Consider the following 17,105-nt stretch of genomic DNA (forward strand, 5'->3'; position numbering starts at 1 on the left):
AAAAATACTATAAAATTCCGAGCCTACCTCATATAGGGAATTTAATTAGCAATTCTTAACCGTTTTCTGATAATATTAAAAAATAACGTTCTATCTTTGAACCTTCATGGCGAATATTGATTTAGAAATCGTACTTCAAGTCTCGTATATTTTATATGGCTTATTAGGCATTCTACTGCTCATACAGCTGTATTATATTCTGTTTGTCTACAGTAGACTTTCTCGTTACAAAGTAAAATCCTATCAAGAAACAACGGACCTGCCGCCTGTCTCGGTGATTATCTGCGCGCATAATGAGCAGGAAAATCTAAAGCAATTTTTACCCCAAATCCTGGAACAAGAATATCCCAATTTCGAGGTGATCGTGGTCAATGATTACTCTACCGACGAAACGAAATGGATATTAGAGGACTTCAAACGTCAATATTCGCATTTAAATGTGGTCGACATCAAAGAGCATATCAAACTTAAGAACTCCAAAAAATTTGCCTTAACATTAGGAATTAAAGCGGCAAAGCATGAATTACTTATCATGACAGATGCCGACTGTATGCCCAACAGCAGCAATTGGCTGAAAGAAATGGCAGGTGCATATTCCGAAGACAAAGAAATTGTGTTGGGATATTCACCCTACTTTCCACAGACAGGCTTCTTGAATAAGTTGATACGTTTTGAGACGGCACATACTGCCATGAGCTATTTATCCTATGCCTTGAAAAGGAATGCTTATATGGGTGTTGGCCGAAACTTGTCTTATCTGAAATCGCTATTTTTCAAAGGAAAAGGTTTCAATGCGCACATGCATATCAAATCGGGGGACGACGATCTATTTGTCAATCAAAATGCCACTCGTCAGAATGTAAATATTGCCATTCATCCTGATGCACATGTATATTCCAATCCAAAAGAAACATGGAAAAGTTACTACAAGCAAAAAGCTAGACATTCCGGAGCTTCTGTAGTCTACAAAAAATCCCACCAGCGTATGCTGGGCACGCAATTGATTACTGCATTTCTATTTTACGTCATGTTGATAGTATGCATCGCCTGTTATCCATCGTTATGGTTTGTGGGTGTAGGTATGTTTTTGCTGCGTTATCTTTGTCAACTTATTACATTCTCCTCCATATACAAGAAGCTGGCTGTAAAGGATTTATTAGCTTGGCTACTTATATTGGACGTGTTTTATTATTTTTACATCTGTCTTAACGGATTATTCAATCGTAAAAAGAAACAACAATCTTGGAAATAGCATTTCTACAAATGCTTTTGTACAATAACATTAAATACAGCAATCGTGAATCCATCAGTAGATATTATTTTTAATTATTTTCCACGTCTTACGGAAAAACAAAAGGAGCAATTCACCAAATTAGCAGAAGTCTATCCTTTTTGGAATGACCAAATCAACGTAATTTCAAGAAAAGACATCGAAAGTCTTTATTTGAAGCACATTTTACATTCATTAGGTATTGCAAAATTCGTCACTGAATTTACACCCGGCACTCGCATTTTGGATGTAGGTACAGGAGGTGGTTTTCCGGGAATTCCATTAGCAATCATGTTCCCTGAGGTACAATTTCATCTGGTAGATTCTATTGGAAAAAAAATTAAGGTAGTACGTGAAGTCGCCGCTGCCATAGGACTGAAAAATGTAGAAGCTGATCATATACGTGCAGAACAATTAGACTATAAATATGATTTTGTCGTATCAAGAGCAGTTACTCGTCTGGCGGATTTCACACCTTGGATACGCAACAAGTTTGAGAAAAAAGATAAAAATGCAATTCCGAATGGTATTCTTTACCTAAAAGGAGGTGACTTAAAAGAGGAAATTAAAGAATCCAAACTGAAGGCAGAATTACATCCTTTATCCTCCTATTTTAAAGAAGATTTCTTTGATACCAAATACGTAGTTTACGTACCTATGTAAAAATAAAGGAGAACATTTAGTTCTCCTTTAATCGTTTATATATTCCAATTTAATTATTACATCCTCCTTCGCCCATCGTTTAGTTTTGATTTTTTTTAGAATAAAATTGATTCAAATTAGATGTAAATCAAAATACTTAATAGCCATATATTAATCATCACAACACTGATCAACTAGCTGGATAAATATTATTCATCCCTTAACACTTGTTCCAATAGCAAACTTGAAAAGTATGCTATTTTCTTCCATAGAAAGCTTATTTTTATATTCAAAAAACACTGTCTTACGCAATTCATCCGTGATACGCCTATAGCCATATCTTCCCTTATGTTTGTTATAAACACTTTTAATCAGGTTTTTGATCACATCATACTTGTCTTTTTTATCTTTTTTTTCATGGAAATAATACGTACTTCTCACTACTTTGCCATACTTAATGAGGAATGTCATATCAAACTCTTGCCTTAATTCTTGGATGGCTTGGATTTTTGCTGGCGTTCTTGTTCCTCCAGCGCTTGAATTAAGGCATTGTACTTTTTTAAGAATGCCACCTCACAACGTAACTCTTCATTCTCTCTTAATAGCTCCTCTTCACGAGTCAATGGTTTATTCGATTTTAGAGGTTACGTTTATTAGTACTCATATTTTTGACAGGACGGCCTTTTCGTTTTGGGGTTAATCCGTCCAATCCAAATGTAGCATATTTTTTCTGCCACTGGATAATAATACTCGCATTGGGTATATGAAACTTGAATTTAGCTTGGCTTGAGCTTAGTTTTTCTTGCTCAATTGCGCGAATAACTTTTAACTTAAATTCGACCGTATATCTTTTATTCTTAGTTGAAATTAACCCTTGCAATCCTAGTATACGATAGTCTGAATCCATCGTGTGACTAACCTTGTATTCAATCCATATTTTTTCGGATATGAAGAAATAGAATGATACTTTTCAATATTTAATTTTACACAATTGAGCTTAAATGCTACATCGTATTTGACTCTTCGTTCCATAAAAATACCCCCAGAAAGTGTCTAACTTTTTGGGGGCAGTGCATTCTATATATATTGCTTTTTTTTCTCTCACAACGTAATCTATTTTAACTTTCCAATTCTTTAGTAATCTCTGCACCAATGAGATTTACTTCTTCATCCATACCAAAGAGAGGCAATCCCGTTTCAGGATGAAGCTTGAGCCAATTGGTACCTGTATCTTTTATAATCTGTACATATTCTTTTCCCTCCTTGAAGATGGTATAGGTATCTTCTTCATCCGGAAAGACAGAATATACGATCTCTCCGATTTCTATATCAAAAGGTTCTTTCATTTCCATAGTTCTCAATTTTAATATACAAAGGTAACACTCCTAGAAAGAAATTGGTGCAAAGGTTTGGAACAAAAACAAAGTATTCCTTATATTTAAACTACCAGTTATGAACATTCTTGAGAAAATCGCATTAACCAAAATCAAAGGTATTGGCCCTAAATTGAGCCGTACATTGTTAGCATACAATAGTTCGGTAGACGAAATTTTCAGAAGTTCAAAAAAACAATTATTGTCTATTCCCAATATTTGGGAAATTATCGCCAATAGCATTATCTCCAGATTCTATTTAAAAGATGCGGAAGAGGGATATAATTTTGTCCAAAAACATGATATAGAAATTGCGTGGATAGAAGATTCGAATTACCCAAAGCGTCTAAGAAATTGTGAGGACGCTCCCCTATTACTATATTTCAAAGGCAATATCAGTCTCAATCCTTCTCGAGTCATCGGTATCGTTGGTGCTCGCAATGCTACTTCCCACGGAAAAAGAATTTGCGAAGAGTTCATACAGCAATTAAAAGAAAATAATGTACAAATCATCATCGTCTTAGCTTATGGTCTAGATAGCCTAGAGCATCGTGAGTCATTGAAAAACCAAATTCCTACAATTGGGGTATTAGGTCATGGGCAGGATCGTATATATCCGGCTACACACCGCGAATTAGCATCCCGAATGCTCGAAAAGGGCGGATTGCTCACCGAATTTCCTTCTGGAATTAATCCTAGGCAAAACTTTCCTATGCGCAATCGAATCATGGCGGGGTTAGCAGATGTCACGATCGTAGTAGAAGCCGAACAAAAGGGAGGAGTGCTCATTACAGCCGAGATAGCATACACTTACAATCGCGATGTATGCGCATTTCCTAACAGAATTGACCAAGAATATTCCGTCGGTTGCAATTCCCTTATCAAAAGCCATCGTGCACATATCATACGCCACGTAGATGATCTTTCCTACCTCATGAATTGGAACAAAGACGATAGTAAGGCGACTTCGCGGCAATTAAACCTCTTGACCGTGGATATGACAAAGGACGGGACGAAAGTATATGAATATATCAAAGAACAAGAGCAAACGACTATAGGCGAAATAGCCCTCTATTGCGACTGGCTACAAAGCAAATTGGCTATCGTTCATCTCGAAATGGAAATGAAAAATATCCTTACTTCGCTACCCGGAAAAACCTATAAATTAATCTAACCTTAAACGTATATGTCAACAGAAACCCAACAAACTAAAGGAATTTGGAAAGTAATCGGTGCCTCCTCTCTGGGCACACTCATTGAGTGGTACGACTTCTTTATCTTTGGAAGTTTGTCCATCGTAATTTCCACCAAATTCTTTCCCGCCGACAATCCTACTGCGGCCTTCCTTTCCACCTTGGCGACATTTGCAGCAGGATTTGTGGTAAGGCCGTTTGGCGCATTATTTTTCGGACGTTTGGGCGATCTTATTGGTCGCAAATACACCTTCATGGTGACGCTAATGCTGATGGGTGGTGCTACCTTTTTGATTGGGTGTATTCCTAGCTATGAAAGTATTGGATTCTGGGCGCCAATATTAGTACTGATATTACGCCTATTGCAAGGACTAGCCCTCGGTGGTGAATATGGAGGTGCGGCGACGTATGTGGCCGAGCATAGCCCCAAAGGACAACGCGGCTATTGGACCTCATGGATCCAAACTACGGCTACCTTTGGCTTATTCATTTCCCTTCTTGTTATTCTACTGACCCGCTCACTGATGGACGAAGCCCAATTTGATTCTTGGGGTTGGCGTGTACCATTCCTACTGTCCATTTTTATGGTTTATGTATCTTACCTCATCCGGAAGAATATGGATGAATCGCCCGAATTTAAACAGGCTAAGACCGAAGGCAAGACATCCAAAAATCCACTTAAAGAAAGCTTTGGCAACAAGTACAACCTCAAATTTGTGCTTTTAGCACTTTTTGGAGCTGCAATGGGACAAGGTGTAGTGTGGTATACGGGACAATTTTATTCCATGAGTTTCATGAAGACCGTCATGCACCTGCATACCGATCAAGCAGATGTGGTGTTAGGTATTGCATTATTGTGTGGTACACCATTTTTCATCGTATTTGGTTGGCTTTCGGACAAAGTTGGGCGCAAATGGGTGATGCTCACAGGTATGGCTCTGGCCATCCTCACCTACAGACCGATATACGAACAGATGTATCAGCTGACCAATGTAGCGAACAAAGAAGAAATCACTGCGCAAAAGGAAGAGTCTTTTGAAGAAGTGAACAACGAGCAGCAGAAAGATGAGCTTATCACACACAAATCCTATTACACCGATGGCACCGTCGTCACCACTACACAGGTCAAACAAACGGTAGATCATCCTACCCCGACCGTAAAACAAACTGTCATCATCAGCGGAATCAATTATATCAAGCTTATTTTACTCATTTTTATCCAAATTATTTACATCACATTGGTCTACGGCCCTATTGCGGCATTTTTAGTTGAGATTTTTCCAGTCAAAATCCGCTATACGTCCATGTCATTGCCTTATCATATCGGAAATGGCGTCTTTGGAGGTCTACTGCCCGCAGTATCGACCTACCTCGCCACCAATGCGCAGACCATGCAAGATGCAGAGTTTTATTTAGCCGGATTGTGGTATCCGATTATTATCTCAGCGGTATGTTTTGTCATCGGTGCTTTGTATATCAACAAGAATATTTACGCTAAAAATCAATAAAATGGAATTCATAAAAAAAATATTAGGCATTGTTTGGATTGTTTTAGCATTATTGGCAGCCTATTTCTGCATAGTACAATTTGGTTTTCCCAAATTACAAACGGGTCATCAAGAAGATTTGGTATTTGGGCTCATTATTGTGTTTATTTTGACGCCCATCATCTCTATTGGCTTGGGGATTTTTGGCTATTTTGCCCTTACAGGGGAATTTGACAAAAGCAAAATGTAATTTTTCCGGCTGAACATCAACACAATAGAAAGAATAGCGCTTTTTATTTTTGTTCATATAAAAATTTTCCTACTTTTGTGGTGGGTAAGTCCTTTACGACCAGCTCCCTTTGACTCCCCCAGGATGGGAACATAGCAAGGGTATTAGGTTGAGCGGTGCGATAAAGGGAGCTTGCCCACTTTTTGTTTATAAACTTTTCTACTCCCCCACACCTCATTTATTACTTTTAGCCTTTTAGTTTTACTTTTAGCATATCTTTTTGTTTATTTGTAATGCGAATAAACACTAGTGTATGAGTTGGTTTAAAAGAAGTATAGCAGGGATTAGAACTGCCACAGAAAATAAAAAAGAGGCGCCGGACGGCATGTGGGACAAATGTCCTAATTGTAAAAAACCTCTTCTTAACTTAGAACAAATCGAGAACAAGTACGTATGTCAGTATTGTGATTACCACATCCGTATTGGTTCTGCTGCATATTTCTCTATTTTATTTGACGACAATCAGTTTACCGAATTATTCCCTAATTTGACAGCTGGTGACCCTTTACAGTTCGTAGATAGCAAGCCTTATCACGAAAGATTAGTGGAAAGTCAAAAGAAAACAGGCCTTAAAGACGCATTGCGATCCGCTCACGGCAACCTAAATGGCCATGAAATAGTGATTGCCTGTATGGATTTTAATTTCATTGGTGGCTCTATGGGCTCTGTAGTGGGAGAGAAAATCGCACGTTCGATAGATTACTGTTTAGAGCATAAATTACCATTTATGTTGATTTCAAAATCGGGTGGTGCACGTATGATGGAAGCGGCTTTCTCATTAATGCAAATGGCCAAAACTTCCGCTAAATTAGCCTTATTAAGTCAAGCACAATTGCCGTACATCTGTTTATTGACAGATCCTACTACAGGTGGTGTAACGGCTTCTTACGCGATGTTGGGCGATATTAATATTGCTGAGCCAGGTGCCCTAATCGGTTTTGCTGGTCCACGTGTCATCAAAGAGACCATCAAAAAAGACCTTCCTAAAGGTTTCCAAACTTCAGAATTCGTGTTAGAACATGGTTTCCTAGATTTTATCGTCGATAGAAGACAACTAAAAGAGAAAGTTTCAACGTTCTTAAAGTTGATAAAATAAAAACACAAAGGTCATTCAAATTTGAATGACCTTTGTGTTTAAAAATAATTTAATCAGGCTTGCTCACGCCCTCATGCCGGGCGGACAGTAACTTTTTCCCGAAAAAAGTTACCAAAAGCTCGTCGCTGAAAAATTTTGAACTACCTCACACCATACTTGCATCTTTCAAAATTTTATAAGGCGACAAATTTCCCAACAAAAACGTTTCTACACGTATATATTAAATCAATTCCAATTCTTTCAACATCCTTTCATGATTATTTAAGAAGAACTTAGTTAATCGATATTGATCTGTTTCTTCGTATTCGACTTTTCGTATCCCCTTTTCATCTAAATGAAAAATATCAGCTCCAGGATAAGCAAGCAATATGGGCGAATGCGTTGCAATAATAAATTGAGAATCTTGCTCTAATAATTCTTTCATCCGTACCATCATATTCATCTGACGAGATAAGGAAAGTGCCGACTCAGTCTCATCAAATATGTATAACCCTTTTCCTCCCAGTCGAGAATGAAGCAATGCCATAAAACTTTCTCCATGCGAGCATTCATGCAATGAACCACTATAAAACTCTTGCACGCCATAACTATCAATAGTTGTTGCCACATTATAAAAACTTTCCGCCCTAAGAAAATAACCATCCTTATTTCGCCAAGCGGTACGTGTGACGCGTATATCTTCAAATAAAGTCGAATGTGAGTGCATGGTATTGAAATTAAAATTTCGACTTCCTCCTTCGGGATTGAAACCAGCTTGGATTGCTATGGCCTCGACCAAAGTAGATTTACCCATACCATTCTCACCAACGATAAAGGTTATAGGATTGGTAAATTCTAATTCTGTAAGATTTCGAAGTGCTTTAATATTGTAAGGATAAGCCTTACGTTCCTTTTTAGGCTTTAGGTTTGTTATTTTGGAAATATAAATCATTGGTTAGCTAATGGCATTCACTAAATATAATAACAAAATATTTCTTTTTATACATACCTCCAGAAGCTCCACAGCTTTCTTTCCTTTAGATAATCAGAATTTGATTGATTCGCGTAGGCTTCCTTTTCGAAAGAGATATGCTTATAGGCCTTGAAAAAATTTTGGTGCTGGATATAACGGACGAAAAATTCGAGGATATACCAGACATAAAAAGGCAACACAAGCAACTCAAGAGCTTGCAATAGATGAATACGTTCGTGATTCAGCAATATAGGATCTGTCTTTAGTACCTTACGCCGCAAAAAGATAAAAGGGAAAATAGTAATAGCTTCGGCTTTTCCCAAAGAAAAAATTTTAGTCCAAAACTTACTTACCAGTATTTTACCTTTCATATGTTCCAATATATATACAAAACAAACAACAATTATTCCTAACTTTAATATTTGAAACATAGATTGTATATTTGTTATCACTAAGTAAAACACGTTGGAAGTATGCCATACAAAGAACGAGAAATAAATAAATTGTATTATACAATGGGAGAAGTGACATCGATGTTCGACGTTAATGCTTCTCAGATTCGTTTTTATGAACGTGAATTTGACATTCTTCAACCCAAAAAGAATAAAAAAGGGAACCGCCTCTTCACACAAGAAGACATCGCAAACCTAAAAATCATTTTTAACTTGGTTAAAGACAAAGGCTTCACCCTACAAGGGGCACGTGACTACTTGAAAGCCAACAAGACAGAAGCAAAAGAGAATCAACGTGTCGTTGATTCCCTTGAACGCTTAAAGTCTTTCTTGATAGAAGTTCGCGATAGCTTATAGTCTAACTCAAAAATTCCAATACTTTATCCACCATGTCAATGCTACCTAAAATTGCAGGCACACGCTGATGCAATTCGGTAGGCTTAATTTCCAATATGCGCTTCGTACCGGTCGTCGCTTTGCCGCCTGCTTGCTCAATTATAAAAGCAATGGGATTGCATTCATACATCAAGCGCAACTTTCCATAAGGCTGTGCGGAGGTCTCTGGATATATGAATACCCCGCCTAACAATAAATTGCGATGAATGTCCGCTACCATTGAGCCAATATATCGTGAAGTATAAGGTCTGTTGGTATTTTTATCTTCTTGCTGGCAATATTTAATATAGTTTTTGATGCCTTGCGGAAATTTGACATAATTACCCTCATTAATAGAATAGATTTTACCAGCTGAAGGAATTTTCATGTTTGGATGCGAAAGACAAAACTCTCCGATAGAAGGATCTAGCGTAAAACCATTGACACCTTTGCCGGTGGTATATACCAACATCGTCGATGAACCATAAATAATATATCCGGCCGCTACCTGCTCCACACCCGTCTGTAGAATATCATCCTCCGTCAGATCTTCTCCTACTTCGCTTTTGCGTCTATAGATCGAAAAAATAGTACCTACCGATACGTTAACTTCAATATTCGAACTGCCATCCAATGGATCGATGCAGACAATATATTTAGCATTTTTGGATACACCAGTATCTGTCAGCACTACACCTTCTTCCTGCTCTTCAGATGCCACAAAACAACACTCACCTCCGCTTCTCAATGCCGAAATAAATTGCTCATCAGCATAGACATCCAGTTTCTTTTGGTTCTCGCCAAATACATTTGTGCTGTCACCGTTCGTACCCAGAATATCGACTAATCCAGCCTTATTCACCTCCCGGTTCACAATCTTTGCAGCAATGCCAATATCACGTAATAGTCGGGAAAGTTCGCCTTTGGCGTAAGGAAAGTCAGCTTGTTTTTCAATGATAAACTGACCGAGAGTTTTTATGGAAATCATAATTTTTAGTTTGCTTTTGCAAACATATGAAAATTATTATCTGTTTTTCAACTCTATTATTTCCAAATTTTCAATTCTACCATTATTTAACTCAAAACGCATCAATGTTCGAACCTTATGCCAACCGTGTTTTCCAACAGCTCCTGGATTAAGATGTAGTAACTGCAATTTTTGATCGTATTGTACTTTGAGAATATGTGAATGTCCGCAGATAAAAAGCTTGGGTGGATTCTTTGTTATTTCAGCTTTTACTAACGAAGAGTAACGTCCTGGATAACCACCAATATGCGTCATCCACACATCTACACCCTCACATTCAAAGCGTAAGTGCTCGGGACATCGAAGCTGGATTGTTTTATCATCGATATTGCCATATACACCGCGAAAGGGCTTGAAAGCTTCCAACTTCTCTACTACTTCTAATGATCCAAAATCGCCAGCGTGCCAGACTTCATCACAATCTTTGAAATGTGAAAAAACCGCTTCATCTAAAAAACTATGTGTATCTGAAAGCAATCCAATTTTTTTCATAGTCTAAAATGCTAAAAAGAAGGGTTTTAGTAATTCTTTATATTCTTGCGAGTGCACACCCTTGGATTCATATATAACGAACTCTACTATCTCAACCTCATTTTGTACTTTGCTTAGTGTAATGATATTTCGAATAACGTCTGTATTAACAAAAGACTTAATTTCTATTTTTTTGACTAGATGAAAATCCTGTTTTAGCCCTTCCCTAATCACATAATCAGCTAATTCAATAGGTAATATTAAGTTTAACTCACCTCTATCAGAAAGATTTTCCTTCGCAAAAAGAAGCAATTTATCAAAGAAATGGAAGTCGGTATGACGTGCCAACTTTTTTCTCAGATCAGGATTATGCAAAGAGTTGGTATAAAATGGAGGATTGCTTACTAGCAAATCGTAATTATCAACCTTTTTCAAATCTTCAAAAGATCCTGAATAACCTCGTAATCGATTGGAAAAAGCAGAATTTTGAAAATTTTGAATCGCCGTAGCATACGCATCTTCATCGATCTCTACAGCATCTACTTGGGAAAAAGGAAATCGCTGCGCCAACATCATCGCAATTACCCCTGTACCGGTACCTATGTCCAAAATCCTCGATGGATGCTGTGAATTTACGAGTGCACCTAATAATACGCCGTCCGTATTAATTTTCATTGCACATCCCTGTTGATTAATTTCGAACTCTTTAAACTTAAAGATTGATCCCATGTAGCACAAAGGTAGCCAATTTTACTGTTGAAGAAATTGAATTTTATACATACATTCGTATAAAGCAACCAATATGACTTATTTCCGCAAGCTTATAGTATTGATTTTATTTGTATGCCCAGTTGTGTCTTTAAAAGCCCAAAATCATTGTGAACAGCAAACCACTTTATCCTTACAAAAGCTTACCCTACTCTTGCAAAAAAATGAGGTTTCCTCCATCATGAGTACCCTTCAAACGATGGAATCGAGTTGTGGCGAAAATGAATTTACTCTGCGCACAAAACTCATATATCAAATTATAAACAGAGAAACGACGGACGCAGTCTATAACAAATACATCAAACAGAGATTTGATGATGAACTTATTTCCCGATGGGATAATTCAGCGGAAGCAGATTACCAAAATATATATACTAGAAACAAGCAAAAATTCAACTATGTACCGTTAAGGCATGCTACGGATTCGCTTATGAAAATCAAAGCCAAAGCGCTATTGAATTCTGCTTCTTATTCCTCTATTAATGACGAAGAAATTGCCATTCTTTACCTATTTGCTGGAGACTCTGAAGCGTATTTGGATATTATAGCAGAAAGAAAAGATGACGAGCCCTCCGACGTGGAACCCAATGTGTATGATTGGCATCAACCCAAACATACCTTTGGAATATATGCTGGATTATTTAGTCCCTTGGGAACAAATAATTTTTTCTCCAAGTCCTTCACCGCGGGCCTCTCCATCATGACACCTCTTACGAAAGACTTTGTAGGTGAACTGCAGTATAAATTCCGAATACACCCTGGGGCACAGCCTTTTGATTTTAATTATAAAGAAGAAATTCGAGAAGTGCAATCAAGCACAAGCCATGTCCTCTCCGTGGGATTGGGATACAAACTCGTTGACACTAAAAAAAATACCATTCTTCCTAAAGTAAATCTGGGACTGGGCTTTATCTGGACGGGATTATCCGAAGTAGAATATGGTGAAGATGATGAAGGTAACGAAACGGAGACCACACGATTCCGCAATGTCAATACGTTGCACTCCACATTTGGACTGACGTTCATGCGTCATCTGCGCAACAAAACCTATATAGGCCTGGAAAGCAACCTGCATATCATTCCTTATCAATGGGATAGTAATTTGCATTCTCCTATCCCATCCCAATATGCTTCTTTCGAGTTTTTTGTACGGTTTTAGCTTTTTAATACGCGTTGGATTTCATCCAATTTCATTAACGCTTCTACCGGAGTCAATGAGTTGACGTCCAGATTATTCAACATATCCCGGATTTTTTCTAAGACAGGATCGTCAATAGCAAACATTTGCAATTGATGCGCTTGCTTTTGGATTTTGCGCATACTGTCTTTGATTTTCTCGCCACCAGTACGCTCTTGCTCCAGACGTTTCAATATCTCGGAGGCGCGACCAATCAATTTTGGTGGCATACCCGCCAATTTAGCAACGTGAATACCAAAGCTATGCTCCGAACCGCCGGGCATTAGCTTACGTAAGAATATCACTTTATTATTTAGTTCCTTAACCGTCACATTGAAATTCTTGATACGCGGCATTGAATTGTTCAGCTCATTCAATTCATGGTAGTGCGTCGCAAAAAGTGTTTTGGCCCGTGCAGCAGGATGATTGTGCAAGAATTCGGCAATAGCCCAAGCTATGGAAATACCGTCGTAAGTACTTGTGCCACGCCCGATTTCATCCAAAAGGATTAGCGAACGATCCGAAAGATTATTCATAATACTGGCGGTTTCATTCATCTCCACCATAAACGTGGATTCACCAGAAGACAAATTATCCGAAGCACCTACACGGGTAAATATTTTGTCTACCAAGCCGATATACGCTACTTTCGCCGGAACGAACGAGCCAATTTGAGCCATTAATACAATTAAACCAGTCTGACGCAATAAAGCGGATTTACCCGCCATATTCGGACCAGTAATAATAATTATTTGCTGGGATTCGGGATCCAAATAGGTGTCATTTGTGATATAATCCTCGCCAATAGGCAAATTTTTCTCAATCACCGGGTGGCGACCGCCTTTGATATCGATAATCTTGGAGTCCGAAACTTCTGGTTTGGTGTAATAATTCTTCTCGGCAATCGTTGCAAAATTCAATAAGACATCGAGCTTGGCGATAAGTTGAGCATTCAATTGAATCGGCTTGATATATTCCGAAATAGAAACCAGCAACTCGGCGTAGATTCGATTTTCAATGACTTGAATTTTTTCTTCAGCCCCCAATATTTGATCTTCGTATTCTTTGAGTTCTTCGGTGATATAGCGCTCTGCATTCACCAACGTTTGTTTACGAATCCATCCTTCGGGCACCTTATCCCGATGTGTATTGGTCACCTCCAAATAGTATCCAAATACATTATTGAAAGCGATTTTCAACGAAGGGATGCCTGTAGCCTCAGATTCTCGTCTTTGTATCTCCAACAGATAATCCTTACCCCCAAAAGCTACCTTCCTCAATTTATCCAGATCAGCATCTACACCATCAGCGATGACATTACCTTTGTTGAGTAGTACTGGCGGCTCGGCTTGAACCGTATTTTCTATTTTCTCCCGAATTATTGTACATGCATTCAATTGCTCCGAAATCATACGCAACGATTCAGATTCCGCGACATTTGTTAGCTGCTTTAGTTTTTCAACAGCATGCAAAGCACGTTTCAATTGTATGATTTCCCGCGGATTCGCTTTGAGCAAACCAATTTTGGAAATCAGACGTTCTAAATCCCCTACTGTTTTGATTTCCCGAATTAGCTCATCACGCAGTTCACGATTTTGATAAAAATAATCCACCACATTCAATCGCTCTTGAATCGATTTACGGTCTTTCAACGGCATTACAATCCAACGCTTCAACAAGCGTGCACCCATAGGTGAAGCGGTCTCATCCAGCACATCCGAAAGTGTAATGGCATTTTCGTTTGACGAACCAATTAACTCCAAATTTCGAATTGTAAAACGATCCAGCCACATATAACGATCCTCTTCGATTCGTGCGATGTGGGAAATGTGTTGCAAATTGCGGTGCTCGGTTTCGTTGAGATAGTGCAGCGCCACACCTGCAGCTACTATACCGACAGGCATGCGATCGATACCAAATCCTTTGAAAGAATTTACTTCGAAGTGTTTCAATAATGTTTCATTGGCATAATCACCAGAATATGGCCATTCATCCAGAAAATAGGTATAATAGTTCGGTCCAAAGTGTTCTAAAAACTCTTTGGACTGCTTGCGCGGCATAATGACTTCTGTAGGTTTGAACCCTTGAAGCAACTTGTCTATATATTGTGTATTGCCCTGAGCGACCAAAAACTCACCTGTAGAAATATCTAGAAAAGATATCCCCACAACGCTTTTTTCGAAAAATATGGACGCTAAATAGTTGTTGGATTTTTGCTGTACAATATTATCATTGTACGAGACGCCGGGCGTGACTAGTTCGGTCACCCCGCGTTTTACAATGGTTTTGGTTTGTTTCGGATCTTCGAGCTGATCACAGATCGCTACACGACAGCCCGCCCGAACCAATTTTGGCAAGTAGGTCTCTAGTGAATGATGAGGAAAACCCGCTAACGCAGTCTCAGATTCTGAGCCATTTCCCCTTTTGGTTTGTACGATACCCAAAATTCCCGCTGCCTTAATCGCATCTTCACCAAAAGTTTCATAAAAATCACCTACACGAAATAACAATAATGCACCTGGATATTTAGCTTTAATGCTATTATACTGCTGCATTAGAGGAGTTTCTTTCTTTGCCTTTGCCAATGGAAAATAAATTTTAGTTGAAGTGTAAAAATAATAGAATTAGGGGGATTTGACAAGGGCAAAGGAGGTTATATTTTAAGAAGAAAAAATAGCCAAAAGGCTACTTTCTTAATATTTTTTCCATCTTACGACCTTTAGCCAATTCATCGACAAGCTTGTCGAGATAGCGTACATTTTGAGTCAAAGGATTTGAAATTTCTTCTACGCGATAACCACAAATACTACCCGTGATCAAAGAAGCGTTCTCATTAACCTTTGCTGTAGCGAAGAATTCTTCAAATGTTGAGGTGTCAGAAATAAAGCTTTGCAATTGCTCTTCTGTATAACCCGTCAACCATAAAATTACTTCATGCAATTCGGGTACAGTACGCCCTTTTTTCTCCACTTTAGTCACATAATGTGGATAAACGGATGAAAACCGCATTTTGGCGATTTTTTCATCGTGACTGCTTGATTCTTTCATTTTATTCAACAAATTTTAAAACGGATAATTAACTTATTATTATAAAATATATTGCTCTACAAGTTACAATTCCTGATGCAAAATGTGCAATTTTTATTTAGGTTTGCATCGAAAAACTGTATCGTATAGTAATGGCTATCAAAAGAACAAACGCGCCATCAAATCGCAAAAAGTACAACACCCGAAAATCCACCACTACGACGTGGCTTCAACGCACCAAGAAATGGACAATCCGCATTGTAGGAGGATTTTTTGCTGTAACCATATTGTGGGTATTAGCACTCAAATTTATTAATCCGCCTGTGACTTATTTGATGATCAAAAGAGGATTCGAATGGCAGGCTGTGGGCAAAGGCTTTAAAATAGAGAAAAAATGGCTAAACTATGAGGAACTATCCACGAACCTCAAAAAAGCAGCGCTTGCGGGCGAGGATGCGCATTTTATGACCCACAATGGATTTGATTCTAAAGCCATCATGGAGGCCTTTGAAAAAAATAAAGATGGAAAACCCCTGCGTGGCGGTTCGACGATCTCTCAACAAACGGCCAAGAATGTGTTTTTATGGCCCGAACGCTCATGGATCAGAAAAGGATTGGAAACATATTTTACTTTTCTCATCGAACTCTTCTGGTCAAAGAAAAGAATTTTGGAAGTATATCTGAATGTGATAGAAATGGGGCAAGGGGTGTATGGTGCGGAAGCGGCAGCACAATATTACTTCAACAAATCCGGAAAGAGCCTTTCAAAAAAGGAGGCAGCATTGATCATCGCTATTCTTCCTAACCCTCGGAAATGGGACGCCAAAAGACCATCACGCTATATAAATTCCAGAGCTAATAACATAGTCCGTTATCTCAATCATTATACAGTACCAGAATAAAAAAGGGAGCTAATAAGTTCCTTTAAATTGTTATTTTCCTAAAATATGAGACTACTTTAAGAATCCATAAAACACATTGTTAGGATTTGTGGTGGAGTAAAAACCACCTATCACTTGTCCGTCATTATTCGGAACCCAGTCAATTTTAGCAGGCCCCAAGTTATATAAGTAAGTTTCTAATGGTTGTATTGGTGCTCTTCGCGTGTTCCAGTTTCCGGATGTATGGCCTGTTGGATTTGACAAAGTAATTATACCGTTCTCAATATTATAATCAAACGTCACAGAAGCCGTATAATTGGTTGCTCCAGCCGCATAATATAAATTGAAAATCATAGAACTCGCACCTTCAAATTTCAATTCAAAATAGCGTACACTTCTTCCTGAATTAACAAAATTAGATACAACAGTGTCACTTTTTCTTCGGATGGTAAGGAATCTAAATTATGATGTAAAGATATAAAAGCATCTTGCACTACATCTTCAGCTAAAACTTGATCGTGTGTCAAAGTATACACGAAAAAACACAAATTTTGATAGTGATGATCGAATAATACTTTTAAATCTTTAAGATATGAAGACATTTTAATTGATTAAAACAAGCTAA

At 38.2% G+C, this 17,105-nt stretch carries 22 protein-coding genes and 1 other RNA gene; 10 read left to right on the plus strand and 13 right to left on the minus strand.

Annotation, left to right across the window (positions count from 1 at the left end):
* Nucleotides 1-106: 106 nt before the first annotated feature.
* Nucleotides 107-1,252 carry a glycosyltransferase gene (locus EDC17_RS00200; protein ID WP_132775777.1) on the plus strand — a complete coding sequence of 382 codons (1,146 nt, stop codon included), beginning with the start codon at nt 107-109 and terminating at the stop codon, nt 1,250-1,252.
* Nucleotides 1,253-1,297: 45 nt separating this feature from the next.
* The gene (gene rsmG, locus EDC17_RS00205) at nt 1,298-1,933 is read left to right on the plus strand and encodes a 16S rRNA (guanine(527)-N(7))-methyltransferase RsmG (protein WP_132775779.1); all 636 of its coding nucleotides are present in this window, start codon (nt 1,298-1,300) and stop codon (nt 1,931-1,933) included.
* A 192-nt stretch (nt 1,934-2,125) separates the two neighbouring features.
* Here rsmG and EDC17_RS00210 read toward each other — a convergent pair whose 3' ends face one another.
* The 4 genes from EDC17_RS00210 to EDC17_RS00220 form a co-directional block, all read right to left on the minus strand.
* Nucleotides 2,126-2,383 (minus strand): IS3 family transposase, encoded by a 258-nt coding sequence (locus EDC17_RS00210; RefSeq protein ID WP_132775781.1) that lies wholly within the window; start codon nt 2,381-2,383, stop codon nt 2,126-2,128.
* Between the two features lie 14 nt (nt 2,384-2,397).
* Nucleotides 2,398-2,535, minus strand: a complete 138-nt coding sequence (locus EDC17_RS16955; RefSeq protein ID WP_207895606.1) for a hypothetical protein — start codon at nt 2,533-2,535, stop codon at nt 2,398-2,400.
* Between the two features lie 14 nt (nt 2,536-2,549).
* The gene (locus EDC17_RS16960) at nt 2,550-2,819 is read right to left on the minus strand and encodes a helix-turn-helix domain-containing protein (protein WP_207895609.1); all 270 of its coding nucleotides are present in this window, start codon (nt 2,817-2,819) and stop codon (nt 2,550-2,552) included.
* A gap of 211 nt (nt 2,820-3,030) precedes the next feature.
* Nucleotides 3,031-3,264, minus strand: a complete 234-nt coding sequence (locus tag EDC17_RS00220) for a hypothetical protein (protein WP_132775783.1) — start codon at nt 3,262-3,264, stop codon at nt 3,031-3,033.
* A 100-nt stretch (nt 3,265-3,364) separates the two neighbouring features.
* Between EDC17_RS00220 and dprA the strand changes: the two genes are divergently transcribed.
* The 5 genes from dprA (at nt 3,365) to accD (ending at nt 7,350) form a co-directional block, all read left to right on the plus strand.
* Nucleotides 3,365-4,459 (plus strand): DNA-processing protein DprA, encoded by a 1,095-nt coding sequence (gene dprA, locus EDC17_RS00225; RefSeq protein WP_132775785.1) that lies wholly within the window; start codon nt 3,365-3,367, stop codon nt 4,457-4,459.
* Nucleotides 4,460-4,471: 12 nt separating this feature from the next.
* A complete protein-coding gene (locus EDC17_RS00230) occupies nt 4,472-5,986 on the plus strand; it encodes an MFS transporter (RefSeq protein WP_132775787.1) in 1,515 nt (504 codons plus the stop codon).
* A gap of 1 nt (nt 5,987) precedes the next feature.
* Nucleotides 5,988-6,215: a DUF6814 family protein gene (locus EDC17_RS00235; RefSeq protein WP_132775789.1), complete on the plus strand. Its 228-nt coding sequence runs from the start codon at nt 5,988-5,990 to the stop codon at nt 6,213-6,215.
* An 82-nt stretch (nt 6,216-6,297) separates the two neighbouring features.
* Nucleotides 6,298-6,395: signal recognition particle sRNA small type (gene ffs, locus EDC17_RS00240), an RNA gene on the plus strand.
* A gap of 112 nt (nt 6,396-6,507) precedes the next feature.
* Nucleotides 6,508-7,350 (plus strand): acetyl-CoA carboxylase, carboxyltransferase subunit beta, encoded by an 843-nt coding sequence (gene accD, locus EDC17_RS00245; RefSeq protein ID WP_132775791.1) that lies wholly within the window; start codon nt 6,508-6,510, stop codon nt 7,348-7,350.
* A 220-nt stretch (nt 7,351-7,570) separates the two neighbouring features.
* On the opposite strand, the gene EDC17_RS00250 is transcribed toward accD, so the two are convergent.
* Complete coding sequence (locus tag EDC17_RS00250; protein ID WP_132775793.1) at nt 7,571-8,281, minus strand: AAA family ATPase; 711 nt, start codon at nt 8,279-8,281, stop codon at nt 7,571-7,573.
* A gap of 47 nt (nt 8,282-8,328) precedes the next feature.
* Nucleotides 8,329-8,673 (minus strand): hypothetical protein, encoded by a 345-nt coding sequence (locus EDC17_RS00255; RefSeq protein WP_207895611.1) that lies wholly within the window; start codon nt 8,671-8,673, stop codon nt 8,329-8,331.
* Between the two features lie 102 nt (nt 8,674-8,775).
* Here EDC17_RS00255 and EDC17_RS00260 point away from each other — a divergent pair, with 102 nt between their 5' ends.
* Nucleotides 8,776-9,111, plus strand: a complete 336-nt coding sequence (locus tag EDC17_RS00260) for a MerR family transcriptional regulator (RefSeq protein WP_132775795.1) — start codon at nt 8,776-8,778, stop codon at nt 9,109-9,111.
* 1 nt (nt 9,112) lies between these two features.
* Here EDC17_RS00260 and fbp read toward each other — a convergent pair whose 3' ends face one another.
* From fbp to EDC17_RS00275, 3 genes are read right to left on the minus strand one after another with little or no spacing between them, the layout of a single operon-like run.
* On the minus strand, nt 9,113-10,117 hold the full coding sequence (fbp, locus tag EDC17_RS00265) for a class 1 fructose-bisphosphatase (protein WP_132775796.1): 1,005 nt from the start codon (nt 10,115-10,117) through the stop codon (nt 9,113-9,115).
* A 36-nt stretch (nt 10,118-10,153) separates the two neighbouring features.
* On the minus strand, nt 10,154-10,648 hold the full coding sequence (locus EDC17_RS00270; protein ID WP_132775798.1) for a metallophosphoesterase family protein: 495 nt from the start codon (nt 10,646-10,648) through the stop codon (nt 10,154-10,156).
* Nucleotides 10,649-10,651: 3 nt separating this feature from the next.
* Nucleotides 10,652-11,302, minus strand: coding sequence for a tRNA1(Val) (adenine(37)-N6)-methyltransferase (locus EDC17_RS00275; protein ID WP_243645924.1), 651 nt, complete (start codon nt 11,300-11,302; stop codon nt 10,652-10,654).
* 274 nt (nt 11,303-11,576) lie between these two features.
* Here EDC17_RS00275 and EDC17_RS00280 point away from each other — a divergent pair, with 274 nt between their 5' ends.
* Nucleotides 11,577-12,554, plus strand: a complete 978-nt coding sequence (locus tag EDC17_RS00280; protein WP_132775802.1) for a hypothetical protein — start codon at nt 11,577-11,579, stop codon at nt 12,552-12,554.
* On the opposite strand, the gene mutS is transcribed toward EDC17_RS00280, so the two are convergent.
* Both mutS and EDC17_RS00290 read right to left on the minus strand, forming a co-directional pair.
* The gene (gene mutS, locus EDC17_RS00285) at nt 12,551-15,157 is read right to left on the minus strand and encodes a DNA mismatch repair protein MutS (protein ID WP_132775803.1); all 2,607 of its coding nucleotides are present in this window, start codon (nt 15,155-15,157) and stop codon (nt 12,551-12,553) included. The genes EDC17_RS00280 and mutS overlap by 4 nt on opposite strands.
* A 100-nt stretch (nt 15,158-15,257) precedes the next feature.
* Complete coding sequence (locus EDC17_RS00290) at nt 15,258-15,620, minus strand: DUF2200 domain-containing protein (RefSeq protein WP_132775805.1); 363 nt, start codon at nt 15,618-15,620, stop codon at nt 15,258-15,260.
* Between the two features lie 131 nt (nt 15,621-15,751).
* Between EDC17_RS00290 and mtgA the strand changes: the two genes are divergently transcribed.
* On the plus strand, nt 15,752-16,501 hold the full coding sequence (mtgA, locus tag EDC17_RS00295; RefSeq protein ID WP_132775807.1) for a monofunctional biosynthetic peptidoglycan transglycosylase: 750 nt from the start codon (nt 15,752-15,754) through the stop codon (nt 16,499-16,501).
* 51 nt (nt 16,502-16,552) lie between these two features.
* On the opposite strand, the gene EDC17_RS00300 is transcribed toward mtgA, so the two are convergent.
* Together EDC17_RS00300 and EDC17_RS00305 are read right to left on the minus strand one after the other, a co-directional pair.
* A complete protein-coding gene (locus EDC17_RS00300) occupies nt 16,553-16,834 on the minus strand; it encodes a hypothetical protein (protein WP_132775809.1) in 282 nt (93 codons plus the stop codon).
* A gap of 20 nt (nt 16,835-16,854) precedes the next feature.
* The gene (locus tag EDC17_RS00305) at nt 16,855-17,082 is read right to left on the minus strand and encodes an RNA polymerase sigma factor (protein WP_132775810.1); all 228 of its coding nucleotides are present in this window, start codon (nt 17,080-17,082) and stop codon (nt 16,855-16,857) included.
* Nucleotides 17,083-17,105: the final 23 nt, after the last annotated feature.

Origin of the sequence: Sphingobacterium alimentarium (assembly GCF_004342685.1) — a bacterium.
Classification (GTDB): Bacteria; Bacteroidota; Bacteroidia; order Sphingobacteriales; family Sphingobacteriaceae; genus Sphingobacterium; species Sphingobacterium alimentarium.